Source organism: Cyclobacterium sp. SOCE241, from assembly GCF_056867545.1.
In genome coordinates, this window is record NZ_CP149779.1 from 3,828,621 (window position 1) to 3,843,198 (window position 14,578).

The following is a 14,578-nucleotide window of genomic DNA, read 5'->3' on the forward strand; positions in this document are numbered from 1 at the left end:
ATTTGTTCAATTATTTGAAAAAGATACTTGAGTGTTATCTTTCTTTTCTGAAGTTGGCTTTTCATTTTCTTCCACTTTTTGGAAAGTAAAATGAGCGAAAATCACATACAGTCCAGGAATGATGATCAATCCGAATATGGTCCCGATTAACATTCCCCCAGCAGCAGCCGTACCAATGGATCGGTTACCCAATGCTCCGGCACCTGTGGCCATTGCCAAAGGCAACAATCCTGCTATAAAGGCAAAGGAAGTCATTAGTATAGGCCGTAGTCTGGTCACAGATCCTTCCACAGCGGCTTGTATCACAGAATGCCCTGCTTCTCTTTTCTGTATGGCAAATTCCACAATCAATATGGCATTTTTACCTAATAGACCAATGAGCATGATCAATGCTACTTGTGCATAGATATTGTTTTGCAAGCCCAATAAGTATAGAGAAATGAAGGCTCCAAATACTCCCACCGGAAGGGATAAAATTACCGGAAGTGGTAAAAGGAAACTTTCATATTGAGCGGAAAGAATTAAATAGACAAACAACAAACAGATCAAGAAAATAACGATGGCCTGATTTCCTGAGGTCACCTCTTCTCTGGACATGCCATACCAATCATGATTATATCCTTGTGGCAGTTTTTCGGCTGTTACTCTTTCAATGGCTGCAATCACATCTCCACTACTGTACCCAGGAGCAGCGGAACCTTTTACTGTAGCTGAATTGTACATATTGAATCTGGTTAACTGCTCCGGTCCGTAGGCTTTTTCCATGGTCAGGAACGAGGAGATGGGCACCATTTCTCCCACATTATTTTTCACTTGAAGGGCCATTACATCTTCGGGCTTGGCTCGGTATTCCGGCCCGGCTTGTAACATCACATCATACATCTGCTCAAAGCGGACAAAATCAGAAACGAATTGCCCACCTAATAATACCTGCATGGTGCCTAGGGCTTTGGCTATGGTCACCCCATTTTTCGCTGCCTGATCCTGATCAATCCTGATAAGAAATTGAGGAAAAGTAGGGTCAAAGTCGGTATACGCAAATCCTATCTCAGGGCTGGCCATCAGCTCTTCGACCAAATCATTGGTAACTGTGGACAAACGCTCCAGATTACCTGTCCCTGTTTGGTCAAGAACTTTCATCTGAAATCCACTGGAGTTACCAAAACCGGAAACTGTGGGAGGTAAGAAGAAACTAATTTTCGCATCAGAAATTTCCTCACCTAGTTTTTCAAATTCATCCAAGGTCTGCTGAATGGGCAGGTCCTTCCTCTCATCCCATGATTTCAAGTTGACCATTGCCATCCCATAAGAGGCGCCGGAAAGACCATTTCCAAGTGAGTAACCTGCCAAACTGGAAACAGAAGCTACCGCCTCATTTCCTTCCAGTTTATGAATCAATTCATCCAAAACCTTTTCAGTTCTTTCTACTGTTGCACCAACAGGAGTGGTTACATTGACATACACCATGCTTTGATCCTCTGTAGGAATAAAGCCTGTTGGCAGGATTTTACTTACACCCCAAGTGGCCACAAAGAAAAAGAGCAATATAAGTGTTGTAACTCCTTTTCGAGGCACCAAGAAGGTGACATATTGTAGGTATTTATTTTCAAAGAAATTGTAATAATGGTTGAAACCATTGAAGAAACGCTGCAACAAAGTTTGTTTCTTTTCTTCTCCATAGTGATTTTGAAGCAAGATCGCACAAAGTGCAGGGGTTAATGTCAGTGCATTGACTCCGGAAATAAAGATGGCTATGGCCAAGGTCAAGGAAAACTGTCTATAAAAGACCCCGACAGGCCCTGACATAAATGCCACCGGTACAAATACTGCAGACATCACCATGGTAATGGCAATAATGGCCCCACTGATCTCTTTCATGGCGGCGAATGTTGCCGCCCGCGGCGCCAGCCCTTCCTTCTCCATTTTGGCATGGACAGCTTCCACCACCACAATGGCATTATCCACCACTATCCCTATGGCCAATACCAGTGCAAATAAAGTGAGCAGGTTGATAGAAAAGCCCAACCACTGCATAAAAAACAAGGTCCCGATCAGGGCTACCGGCACTGCAAGTGTAGGGATAAGGGTGGAGCGAAAATCCTGAAGGAAAATAAACACCACAATAAAAACAAGAATAAATGCTTCTACCAAAGTCACCAATACCTCATGAATGGAAGCATCCAAAAACCTGGACACATCATAGGATATTTTATAATCCATCCCTGAAGGGAAGTTGTCCTGCTTAATTTGTTCAATTTTCTCTTTGACATTGGCAATGACCTCACTGGCATTGGATCCGGGACGCTGAATAACCATCACAGAGGCGGCAGGCTTACCGTCCATTTTGGCAATCCTACCGTAATTAAGGTTTCCAAATTCTACATCCGCAATGTCTTTTAACCTTAAAATAGATCCATCAGGATTGGCCCTGATGACCAAGTTTTCATATTGTTTGGGTTCATAAAATTTCCCGGTGTATTTAAGGACATACTGTAACATTTGCATGTCTTTACCGGAGCTGATCCCTAACTGACCGGGAGCTGCCTCCACATTCTGATTATTGATGGCTGCGATAACATCATCTGTGGCCACTTTATAAGCCGTCATGCGGTCAGGCTTGAGCCAAATCCTCATGGAGTAATCCTTGGTACTCATGATTTCGGCAAGGCCTACACCATCCACCCGCTGCAGTTCTTGAAGCACATTGAGATCTGTGAAATTATAGATAAAGGCTTCGTCTAATGAAGGGTCCTCACTGGCCACATTGATGTACATGAGCAAGCCTTCCACTTGCTTTTCCACCGTTACCCCGGCTTTGGTAACAATTTCCGGCAGGTCATTGACCACCGTAGAAACCCTATTCTGAATCTCTACCGCTGCCAGATCCGGATCAACGCCGGCTTGAAAATACACTTTGATGACTACTGTACCCCTATTACTACTTACGGAGGTCATGTAAGTCATTCCCGGCACACCATTGATTACTTTTTCAAGAGGAGTAGCCACTGTCTTGGCTGCCACTTCTGCATTCGCTCCCCTGTATTTGGCACGAATGGATACAGATGGAGGGGCAATATCCGGGAAAAGTTCTACCGGCAAAGTAAAAAAGATAACAATCCCAGTAACACAAAGAAAAGGGATATCACCAGCGATAAAACCGGCCTTTTTATAAATAAATCAAACATAGCTTATTTTTCTGTACTGGTAGGCATTACTTCTGCAATGGTATCGTCATTTTTAGACACAGGGATTTCGGTTTCTCCTGCGATCATTTTCGGCTGAATGGTCATGCCATCCTTGACATTTTGGATACCTTCAAAAACAAGACGCTCACCCTCTTCCAAACCTGACTCTATAATATAATAATGGGAAAACCTTGCTCTCGGAATAATGCTACGCATTTCCACCTGATTGTCTGCCTTCACTATATAAACAAAGCTTCTGTCTTGAATTTCAAATACTGCCTTCTGAGGGATAATGATGGCATTTCTGATTTTATTGGTTAGAATAATCTTGCCCGTAGCCCCATGTTTCAAGATTTTACTGGGGTTGGGAAACAAGGCCCTAAAGGCTATGGAACCGGTATTGGCATTGAATTCTCCTTGCATGGTTTCAATAATTCCCTCATAAGGATATGGAGCGCCATCGGCAAGCACCAATTGGACCACATTGTTTTCTGTAGTTTCATCCTTTGATTTGATATATTCCAAATATTCCTTTTCTGATACATTGAAATAGACATGGACGGAACTAATGTTAGAAACAGTGGTAAACAAGCTTCCTTGGTCTACCAAACTACCGGTTTTTAAAGGTATTCTATCAATGATCCCATCAAAAGGAGCTCTGATATTGGTATACGAAAGCTGCACTGCAGCATTGTCCATGGCAGATTTTGCTTCCTCAATTTTGGCCAATACAGCATCGTATTTTGCCTTGGTGAGGTTCAATTCTGACGCTGAGATTACATTATTGTCCACCATGATTTTCAATCGCTCCACCTCAAATTCGATCACCTTGGCTTCAGCTTTGGCACTTTCAAGATTTGCCTTGGCTTTGGCTAGTTCCGCTTTATACTCTTGCTCGTTGGTTTTGAAGAGAATTTGACCTTTCTTAACCTCCTGGCCTTCATCCACATTAACTTTTTCCAGAAATCCCTGTACCCGAGCCCTTAACTCCACGTTTTGTATCGCTTTGATATCTGCCACATAATCTCTGTGTAATATGGTGTCTGATGCCACCACTTCTATTACCGGAAACTCCTTGATTTCTTGTACCTTCTTACCGGCATTATTTTCACTATTACATGAAAAAATGAAAATCACCGGAATAAAAAAGACGAAAATTCCGATTTTATTTAATTTTATTTTGCTCATATTCGTTGCCAACACTAGTTTTACTTTTATTCAATCTTTAAAGCAGATGTACAATTTACACTTTAAAGCAACAACAAATAATACAATAATTTTGATGAAAACCAGATAGATTTTGCCAAAGTAACTTTTACAGGTTTTCAACGGGCAATATCATGGATAAGTAAGCCTGCATCCTCATTCATTGATTAACGCCTCATCTAAGCCTGTTCATTCTATTACTTATTGTATATTTGCAGCAATTTAATGTCAAAAATATGTTCAAACGACCACTAACATTACTAGCCCTTTTAAGCTTACAATTTCACGCAATCTCTCAGGAAATCCCCCAACCTAGAAGTTACGTAGCCTATCAAGTTTCGGAAAAGCCCATAGTAGATGGCCAACTAAATGAATCCGCATGGCAAGCCGCAGATTGGTCCGAGCCCTTTTTGGATATTCAAGGCCCTGACTTGCCCACTCCCAATCAACTGACCCAAATGAAAATGCTTTGGGATCAAGAATATTTATACATAGGGGTCAAATTATATGAAAAAAACATCTGGGCCACTTATACTGAAAGAGAATCCGTCATCTTTCATGAGAATGACATAGAAGTGTTTATAGATCCTGATGGAGACACCCACAACTATTATGAAATTGAGGTCAATGCCTTGGGGACACTCTGGGACTTACTTTTGACCAAGCCTTACAAAAACGGTGGTAAACCAATCAATGGATGGAATATCAACGATCTAGAATATGCCATCCACCTGAGTGGAACCATCAATGATCCTACAGATTTAGACGACTATTGGTCCATAGAAATGGCCATCCCTTGGAAAAGCCTTTCCCAATCCGGCCCATCCTATAAAGCCCCGGCTGATGGTGAACAATGGCGCATTAATTTTTCGAGGGTTCAATGGCAAATTGCACCCAATTCCAATGGGTATAAAAAATTATTAATCCCAAAACCGGTAAATCATTTCCTGAAGACAATTGGGTTTGGTCACCCATGGGTCCAATCAATATGCACCTTCCGGAACGTTGGGGATATTTACAGTTTTCGAAGATCATTGTTGGGGAGGGAAAGCAGGCTTTTCAAGTTGATCCCAATGAAAAAATCAAAAATGAGCTGAGGAAAATCTATGATGCAGAAAAGAAGTTTTTTGCAGGAAATGGACGGTATACCAACAATTTATCTGAATTAAACGTTGATACTAGCCTAACCAAGGTGGAAATTGAAGCCACCCAATCTTGGTTTAAAATTTCCAGTCCGTCTGTTTCCAATGGTGAATACTGGCATATCACTGAAGACAGTAAGATTTGGAAAAAATAAATGTCAAACCCGCACAAGGAGGTATTCATTCAAACCATGGCAAATCTCATCTTATGATAAAAAACACAATTTATTTGTTCCTGCTTGTCCTTTTTGGTGCGCTATTCACAGGCTGCACTGAACCTTCCGAGACCCGATCCTTGGTAAATATCTTGCTGATTGATGCACCCGGAGACTTTGATGAAGTATGGGTGGAAGTGGAAGGCGTGGAAATCCTGCCTGCAGGAAGTCGGGGAAGTGAGGACAATGCCAACTGGGTCAGTATCCCCTATCAAGCGGCCAGCAATATGGTGCTTGTCAGTGCCTTGATCGACGAAACCCAGCTGCTCGTGGGCCGAACAGAATTACAATCCGGTAATATTTCTAAAATCAGATTTCTCCTAGGCGAAGAGGTCTACTTGATCAAAGATGAGGAGCGAATAGACATGAGCATGACTCCTGATATAGAAGAACTTCTGGAACTGGACCTGGACATTACTATTGAAAGTGGCTACTCTTATGACATCATATTGGATCTTGACCTGATACAATCTGTAGTAGCTGACCAAAATGGTGATTATGTTTTTGTACCCCATTTCAGGGCTTTTGTTAGCAACGGCTTATCGGAAATCGCAGGCACGATCCTACCTGTCGATATTGCTCCTCATGTTTTTGCTATATCAGCAACAGACACCTTTAGTACACTTACCTCTGATGATGGCGGTTTCTTTCTCAGCGGTTTACCTGAAGATGAATACCTTTTCAAAATAGAGGCTCCCAGTGGATATGTGGACACTACTTTTAATCTTATGACTTACCCTGACAGTACCTTATCTCTGGAATCGATCACCTTACAAGAAATCACCTCATCCGAATAAAATGGCCAAAGTGAATACAGAGAGTGTGCATATCAAATACATGCTAAGAGCAATAGAATTGGCAGAATTGGGAAGGGGAAGCGTGAGTCCAAACCCAATGGTGGGCTGTGTGATTGTACACAATGGCTTGATTATTGGCGAAGGGTATCATCAAAAATATGGGGAAGCCCATGCAGAGGTTAATGCCATTGCTTCTGTAAAGGACAAATCTCTATTAAAAGAGGCCACACTCTATGTAAGCTTGGAACCCTGTGTACATTTCGGAAAAACTCCTCCATGTGCAGACTTAATTGTCAAGTATCAATTGAAGGAGGTCATCATTGCCGCCGTGGACAGCAATCCATTGGTAGAAAAAAGGAATTCAGAAGTTGGAGCAAGCAGGAATAGGGGTAACTACCGGAATTCTTGAACAGGAGGTTAGAAATCAAAATGTGCGTTTTTTCACCCAGATGGAAAAAAGCGTCCCTATATAATTCTAAAGTGGGCCCAGACAAAAGACGGCTTTGTGGCGCGAACCAACTTTGACAGCAAGTGGATCAGCAATTCGCTAAGCAGGCAGCAAGTACACCGTTGGCGAACAGAAGAAGATGCCATTTTGGTAGGCACCAATACCGCCCGCTATGACAACCCCCGGCTGAATGCCAGAGATTGGCATGGCAAAGATCCATTGAGGCTAGTGGTAGACAAAGAGTTGAAATTAGAAGAAAGTTTGCATTTGTTTGATGGGAAGCAAGACACCATCATCTACAATCACCAACTCAATAAAACAGTCGGAAAGACCGAATGGGCAAAAATGGATGTCTCCATTGATGCCAAAGCAATTGTAGCAGACCTTTATGCCAGAAACATTCAGAGTTTGATTGTGGAAGGGGGAGCAGCTGTTTTGGGAGATTTTATCGCAAATGATTTATGGGATGAGGCCAGGGTATTTACCGGGAATGCCAAATTTGGATTGGGGATTCCTGCTCCTATACTAAGCTGCATACCTGAGGCCCATTACCCGATTAAAGAGGATTTATTAACCGTTTATAAGCACCATGTCTGAGGAAATTAGCCTGCCGAAAAATGCCAACAAGGAGGAAATATACCAAGCCCTTCTGCCACAAGTTAAAGCCTTGCTTTCCGGAGAGGAAGATTTGGTCGCCAATATGGCCAATATGGCTGCGGTGCTAAAGGAGGCTTTTGGCTTTTTTTGGGTGGGTTTTTATATAATCAAAAAGGGTGAATTGGTTTTGGGCCCTTTCCAGGGACCGGTAGCCTGTACCCGGATCCAAAAAGGAAAAGGCGTATGTGGCAAAGCCTGGGAAACCGGTGAAACGCAGCTTGTACCGGATGTCAATGCTTTTCCGGGACATATTGCCTGCAGCGCCTCCTCTCAATCAGAAATAGTAGTGCCCGTATCCAAAGGAAAGGAGATTATCGCTGTGCTGGATATTGATTCCGATCAGCTAGACGCTTTTGATGCAGTGGATCAGAAGTTCTTGGAGGAGATGGTGGGATACTTATAGAAGGTGACTCTTTTATTGAATTTTTTAAGATGGTTTTAGGATCAGTATTTCCATTTTAAATGGGATTTACATGTCTTATTTTAGCTGTTTATAATAAAAATGTAGTTTCTCTCTTAGATTCCTTGTCCGAAATCCTTAATTTGACAGGGAGAAACAGAGCAAAGTAGCTGGGTACATAGTCGATATATACGTAACTCCTCCCCTAAACTTGTTTATATACAATTGTTATGGCAAATAATCATCGCTAATGAACTTAGATAAATTTTCCAAAATAGCAGAATCTCTCAGAGCATATCGAAGAGCTGAATTGAAAGATTTTGAAAGTGAAATTGGATCCAAACCCGTTGAGGCGTTGTATGTTGACCCTTTACCTGGAGAAGCTGTTCTGAAATCAGTACTTTCAAGTAATACCACATTTATACTTGGACGAAAAGGCACCGGAAAGAGTACTGTATTTGCAAAGGCCCAGAGTGTATTAAGAGAACAGAAAAAAGTAATCTCAGCATACATTGATGTAAAGTCAATTTATGATGTTCTAAATGAAGTTGGGATTCCTGACATTGAGCTTGAAAAGCTAGATATATCAGTTGTAACATACCGATCGCATATGCTTCGCAAGATAATGCTTGGAAAGGTTATATCTGATTTATTAGAAGAAACGTCCAAGAGTTGTGATAAACTTACACTACTCGATCGATGGAGTGGTAAAAAGAAACAATATGAAGATCTTAAGTCTTCATTGGCTGACTTAGGCGATCGGGTAAAAAATGCTAAACTTGAATCCCATGAAATTCCAATTCTTCAAAAATCACAAATCAATTAAAAAATCGAGCTCAATCGGAAAAATCACATACAAACTCTCAAGCGATAGGATTAAATGCGAGCGTTAGCTTAGAGAAGGCTTCTGTTGGTGGTAATTTTGAAAATTCATTGTCAGACTTTGATAGAACATTGGACGATAAGGACACTTATCAAGAGTACTCTGATGTAGTGCTTCGATCTTTTCCATTCAATGAAATATTAGATGAAATTCAAACATTACTGTCCGAATCAGGAATGTTACGTTTGGTTGCGTTTTTTGACGATTTCTCTGAACTTAATTTTACCGACCAAAGACTATTTGTAGATGTTATCTTATCCCCATTAAATAATTCCAGCAATGAAAACGTTAAGCTCAAAATTGCAGCCTATCCAGGAAGGGTATATTATGGAAAAATAGACCCAAGCAAGGTAGATACTATCGGTCTTGACTTCTCGGATTTATATGAATCTAATGAGGTCCAAGAAATGGAAAGATCTGCTCTAGATTATACAAAGCGTCTTTTGAGCCATCGATTTACCGCTTTTGGGGAGAATATTGAAGATTATTTGGAATTAAACACCAACAACCTTGATGACATTATTAAGATGATGTTCAGGGCGTCTTTCAATGTTCCTCGAATTATGGGACATTTATTGCATATCCTCTTCCTTGATAGAATATCAAAAGACCAAAAAATTAACCTGACATCCATCCGGCTTGCTTCAAAAAGTATTATGAAAATACAATTTCCAAATATTTTGACAGATTGAACCGCTTCGCATTGGAGCCATTTGAAAATAAACTGGACAGATACAACCAAAGTCAACTCCTAAAATGTATAGTAGAAGAATGTCGAACGGTAAGAAGAAGAATTATTGAAAAAGAAATTGGAGGAAATTACTTCTCTAATTTAGGTGGTAATCCGCAAACAAGTCATTTTATTGTAAGCCCAGAGCTAGAAGATGTTTTCGCTTCACTTGAAAGTAACTTTTTCTTGTCCAGATATAAATATACAAGAGATAAATCAGGAAGCGACGTAATCGTTTACGCTCTATTCTTAGGTTTATGCGAGAGTGAAAGAATGAATTGGGGATATCCAGAAGGTAGAGAATATCGAAATTATTTTGTTCAACGCTGTTTTGAATTTTCAAGAGCTATACACCAATTTCTGTCTAGTAAACAGACTATTAAATGTAACTCATGCGGTCATTGTCATCCTATGGAGATGAAGCAAAGCATAGAATTATTCAAGTGGAAATGTCCCGAATGCATGGAAGGAACTTGCCGTATTGTCAACCTATCTGATGATTTCCAAGAAGAGGTTGAAAAACTGGATCGAGAAATAATGCTGGAACCAGTTGAACTTGAAATAATTGCGACACTCAATTACGAAGATAAAAAAATGAGGGCAGGTGAAATTTCTTCACTTATCGACACAACACATCAAATGGTAGGAAGAAGAACTAGCAAACTTCAGGAAATGGGACTGGTTAACAAAGAACGTGATAACAACGATGGTAAAATGAAGAGTGAAGTCACTGAACAATGTAAATCGACCTATTTTAATAATTAACTTGCCATAACATTATGTATGAAATCATAGCCGCGCAAGCCAAGCACACAAAACCAAAGCTACAGATTCATACATAGGCGTTGGGCTTCAATCCAATTTTCACTCATACAATTGTAATCGTATTTCATGAAATAAACGAATTAATAATTATAATTCATGAAAAGTAATTATTTTTCATGCTATATTTATAATCGTATTTCATAGAAAAGTATAATGAGTAATTATTTTTCACAACAAGTAACTGCATTTCATGGAAAACCTACTCCAGAACCTGGATTTCTTGCTGGGTACGCATTATTAGCAACTATTATAGAAGAAAATGGGGTAAATGTTCCTTTACCTGACAGACTTGCTATTGTTACTGAAAAACATCAACGGTACAATACCGAACAATGGCAGGTATTTACAATCAGACACAAACCTGATAGTGATTTAACCAGTCACTTAACTTTTGCAATAAAGTACGAAGGAATAGATTTATACATTCTAAAAAAGTTTTTTGCGCACACAGGTAAGGAGCCCGTTCTCCACATGATAAAGAAAGAGCCCACCAGTCAGTATAGCAGGAGAGTATGGTTCCTCTATGAATGGCTAATGGATGAAGTACTTGATATACCAGATTTAAAGACAGGAACTTATGTCGAAATAGTCAATCCCAAACTACAGTTCACGAGTTCTTCAATTAATTCGACCCGACACCGAATAAAAAATAATTTACCAGGTACACCAGCGTTTTGTCCCATGATTAATAAAACTGATAAAATCGAAAGCTTTATAGCTAAAAATTTATCTGGTTCAATCGAAAAAGGCTTAGATGGTAGGGATAAAGATCTCATTAAAAGAACTGCTGCATTTCTGTTATTAAAAGACTCAAAAGCCTCCTTTGCCATCGAAGGAGAATACCCCCAAATCTTAGAGCAAGAAACTGGGGCAAAGCAATTGGACAATCAGGAAAAAACAGCTAACAATAGAAGAATTAGAAAGGCTACAAGACGTAGTAATTGGAACTAAAAAACTGAAGAACATGGGACTAAGAACGCAAGAAGGCTTTATCGGAGAGCATGATCGTGATACTTTTTCCCCACTACCTGACCATATATCAGCAAAGTCTAAAGATTTACCATCTTTGATGAAAGGGCTATTAGACACAAATATATTGCTGCAAGACTCAAGTTACGATCCGGTTTTAGCAGCGGCAACAATAGCATTTGGATTTGTATTTATTCACCCTTTCTCTGATGGCAATGGCCGCATACACAGATACCTGATTCATCATATATTGACTCGAATGGGGTATACTAAAAGGGGGATGATTTTTCCCGTATCAGCAGCCATTCTAAACCGGATTGACGAATACCAGTCAATTCTAGCGTCATACTCATCTCAAAGAATAGAATTAGTAGAATGGGAACCAACAGCAGATCACAATGTTAGAATTCTTAATGACACAATTGATATATATCGTTATTTCGACCTAACCAAACAGGTAGAATTTTTATACGAATGCGTAGAAGAAACCATCGAGAAAATAATACCAGCAGAACTGGATTATTTAGAAAAATATGATCGGATGACTAAATATATAAACAATTATTTGTCTTTGCCAGACACCAAAGTGGATTTATTAATCAAGTTGCTAAATCAGAATAAAGGTAGGTTATCAAAGAATAAAAGACAGAACGAGTTTGACGAAATCACCGATGAAGAACTTTCAGCAATTGAAGAGAGCTTTCAGTCCATTTTTGAAAAAAGCAATAAATAAACGAAAGCCCAATAAAACCTAAACTGCATTAAAAGGCAGTTTAGCCAAACGTAGCATTGATGTTTATAAAAATTAGCCAAAGAGATTATCGAACTCTGGGACGAAACAGAAACATGGTAGATAAAAGTCCCTTCTGAACTAAAACAAGAAATTAAAACGCTACACAATAACTAAGCATTCTGACGGCTGGCCCTTTGACCCCTTCGACCCTTCGACACCCTTCGACAGGCTCAGGGACCGTGCTCAGGGACCACAAGCTCAGGGATTAGTTCAGGGTATTGGAAACTTGGTTTACTATGGGGAATGGTTTTCCCTGTTTTATTTTTTAATGGTTGGAGGATGAAAAAAATAGGTAATTACAGGTCTTCCTTTATGGTGTTTTTTTTGGGGTGCTAAAGCCACTTTTATGATGATTCAAGTGTGATTGTTAGGTGGTTTTTCCCTTTTGGACATACCTGTCCCATTAAGCTAACCGGTGCTTTTTATTTTGCTTTCTGATTTTGTTAAACCAGTTGGCTGGTGGTTCCTTGATCAAAGCATGCCAGAGTATGCTTTCTCCGGTTTTGCAATAGGAACACTTTCTGAACAGGGAAGCCGGTTTTTCTCCTACTTCTATTACGACCTGACCGATCTGACTGTCGATATTGACCTTATGTGTGGCCTTGAAGGCACTGGCTAGGATTCCATAATGTCTGATCCGGGTAAAACCCTTGGGTACCCTATAGCACCTTTGTAGAAAATACAAGGTAAGTAGGACGAAGAAAAACTTATTAGCCCGCCCTGTAATAAACAGGGTTTGGTTAGATGAAGGGTTACTGATTCTTTGCTTCTTATTATTATCTTTATAGGTATTAATAAAATAGGCTATCATGCGCTACGCTACTGGGCAAGGACAACAGTACTGACATTAGGCAAAGTAAATTATTTAAATAATCAAGAATATGAAAAGCAAACTTATACTATCTAGTATTATATGGATAATCTCTTTACAATGTTTTGCTCAGTGGGAGTTAAAAGACACAACTGAATTTTCACCAAGACAAGGTCTACCTAATTTCTTTGATAAGATAAATTCAAAACAAGACGTTAAAATTGGATTTATAGGAGGAAGTATCACTGCAGCAAATGGTTGGCGACCTAAAATAGTATCTTGGCTGGAAGAGCAATACTCCATAAATGACTTGTTCAGCTATAGTGCCGCCATTGGAGGTACTAACTCTAAGTATGGAGTGTTTAGAATTGATGAACATTTACTGAGTAAGTCTGATTTTGACCTGATATTCATCGAATTTGCAGTGAATGATGGCGGTGCAAGTTCCTCTGATGTAGAAAAAGCATGGAAGGAATGGTGCGTAAAATATGGTCAAAAAATCCATATACAGATATTTGCTTCGTTTATACAGTTAATGCAGCTTCATTATCTGACTGTGAAAACGGTAAAATGAATATGTCTGCGACTAAACATGATTCAATAGCGTCATATTATGACATACCATCTGTTTTATTGACTCCTCAAACTTATAATAGGATTGAATCAGATTCTGTTGTTTGGTATGACAGCGATTATGACAAAACGACCTTCTTAAACAGTTCTGGGCAGTACGTTTTTACAGCAGACAAAGTTCATCCAACAGATTTCGGACACGAAGTTTATAAGGATATTTTAGCAAAATGTTTATTGAAGATAGATATGTTGAGAGGTGTAAAAGAACATCTTTTAAAGCCTGTATTGAATACCGACAATTATGAAAATACTACGATGATTAAAGGTAAAGTAATGCAATCAAAAAATTACGATTATGTTGATTCAACCGGACAGTTAAGCTATCTCGACAAATTTAACCCAATAGAAAATCCCTATTTTGTTTCTCAAGACACTAGCTCTACTTACCAATTTTCCTTTATAGGAAATGAAATGGGTTTAGATATATTAGTCGGCCCAACAGGAGGAAGGTATATTATTGAGGTCGATGGAGTAAAAAAAGAGTTTGCTAACTGGGATGGTTATTGTTCTTATTATAGAAAGCAGTCAAGGTTTGTGAAATTGAGTGAAACGAAGAAGCATATTGTGAAAATTTATCCATCCGGTCAACCTTTAACTCTTGAAGAAAAAGAAGAAATTCATTGAATAATGACAGTAGAAAAGCAGACTTTGACACCAATCCTGAGAAATATGATAAAAACGAATTGATTTTTTCACATATATTTCTGAATGGAACATTGTCTGATTAATCAACTGATAATATGTTAAGGAAACACCAATAATTGGTCGGTGGATAAATATTATGAAGACGGCAATGTTTGAGTAACTTTGGAGCCTTTTGAGCTGTAAATCATAGCCTGACACATTTTCACAGGCTTTTTCACTGTTAAATTGCTTTTATTTAA

Annotated in this window: 11 protein-coding genes and 3 pseudogenes; 11 read left to right on the forward strand and 3 right to left on the reverse strand. The window is 39.4% G+C overall.

From position 1 onward, the window contains the following. Positions 1–6 precede the first annotated feature (6 nt). Together WG932_RS19080 and WG932_RS19085 are read right to left on the reverse strand one after the other, a co-directional pair. Positions 7–3,185 (reverse strand): annotated as a pseudogene (locus tag WG932_RS19080) (efflux RND transporter permease subunit). A gap of 3 nt (positions 3,186–3,188) precedes the next feature. Next, positions 3,189–4,373 carry an efflux RND transporter periplasmic adaptor subunit gene (locus WG932_RS19085; RefSeq protein ID WP_483088686.1) on the reverse strand — a complete coding sequence of 395 codons (1,185 nt, stop codon included), beginning with the start codon at positions 4,371–4,373 and terminating at the stop codon, positions 3,189–3,191. Between the two features lie 254 nt (positions 4,374–4,627). Here WG932_RS19085 and WG932_RS19090 point away from each other — a divergent pair, with 254 nt between their 5' ends. The 9 genes and pseudogenes from WG932_RS19090 (at position 4,628) to WG932_RS19130 (ending at position 12,190) form a co-directional block, all read left to right on the forward strand. Next, complete coding sequence (locus WG932_RS19090; RefSeq protein ID WP_483085037.1) at positions 4,628–5,488, forward strand: carbohydrate-binding family 9-like protein; 861 nt, start codon at positions 4,628–4,630, stop codon at positions 5,486–5,488. 187 nt (positions 5,489–5,675) lie between these two features. Next, on the forward strand, positions 5,676–6,545 hold the full coding sequence (locus tag WG932_RS19095; protein ID WP_483085038.1) for a DUF4382 domain-containing protein: 870 nt from the start codon (positions 5,676–5,678) through the stop codon (positions 6,543–6,545). A gap of 1 nt (position 6,546) precedes the next feature. After that, positions 6,547–7,590, forward strand: a pseudogene (ribD, locus tag WG932_RS19100) (bifunctional diaminohydroxyphosphoribosylaminopyrimidine deaminase/5-amino-6-(5-phosphoribosylamino)uracil reductase RibD). Continuing rightward, positions 7,583–8,053, forward strand: coding sequence for a GAF domain-containing protein (locus WG932_RS19105; protein WP_483085039.1), 471 nt, complete (start codon positions 7,583–7,585; stop codon positions 8,051–8,053). Before ribD ends, WG932_RS19105 begins: the two are co-directional and overlap by 8 nt. Before the next feature lie 247 nt (positions 8,054–8,300). After that, a complete protein-coding gene (locus WG932_RS19110; RefSeq protein ID WP_483085040.1) occupies positions 8,301–8,876 on the forward strand; it encodes a hypothetical protein in 576 nt (191 codons plus the stop codon). Positions 8,877–8,983: 107 nt separating this feature from the next. Next, positions 8,984–9,625 (forward strand): hypothetical protein, encoded by a 642-nt coding sequence (locus WG932_RS19115; protein ID WP_483085041.1) that lies wholly within the window; start codon positions 8,984–8,986, stop codon positions 9,623–9,625. Positions 9,626–9,636: 11 nt separating this feature from the next. Beyond that, positions 9,637–10,428, forward strand: a complete 792-nt coding sequence (locus tag WG932_RS19120) for a hypothetical protein (RefSeq protein ID WP_483085042.1) — start codon at positions 9,637–9,639, stop codon at positions 10,426–10,428. Positions 10,429–10,641: 213 nt separating this feature from the next. Next, positions 10,642–11,439 (forward strand): hypothetical protein, encoded by a 798-nt coding sequence (locus tag WG932_RS19125; protein ID WP_483085043.1) that lies wholly within the window; start codon positions 10,642–10,644, stop codon positions 11,437–11,439. A 13-nt stretch (positions 11,440–11,452) separates the two neighbouring features. Further along, the gene (locus tag WG932_RS19130; protein WP_483085044.1) at positions 11,453–12,190 is read left to right on the forward strand and encodes a Fic family protein; all 738 of its coding nucleotides are present in this window, start codon (positions 11,453–11,455) and stop codon (positions 12,188–12,190) included. Between the two features lie 463 nt (positions 12,191–12,653). Here the strand turns inward: WG932_RS19130 and WG932_RS19135 are convergent. Further along, a pseudogene (locus WG932_RS19135) lies at positions 12,654–12,908 on the reverse strand (IS91 family transposase); the annotation flags it as partial. A gap of 223 nt (positions 12,909–13,131) precedes the next feature. On the opposite strand from WG932_RS19135, the gene WG932_RS19140 reads away from it, so the two are divergent. Beyond that, the gene (locus WG932_RS19140; protein ID WP_483085045.1) at positions 13,132–13,635 is read left to right on the forward strand and encodes an SGNH/GDSL hydrolase family protein; all 504 of its coding nucleotides are present in this window, start codon (positions 13,132–13,134) and stop codon (positions 13,633–13,635) included. Positions 13,636–13,637: 2 nt separating this feature from the next. Further along, on the forward strand, positions 13,638–14,318 hold the full coding sequence (locus WG932_RS19145) for a hypothetical protein (protein ID WP_483085046.1): 681 nt from the start codon (positions 13,638–13,640) through the stop codon (positions 14,316–14,318). Positions 14,319–14,578: the final 260 nt, after the last annotated feature.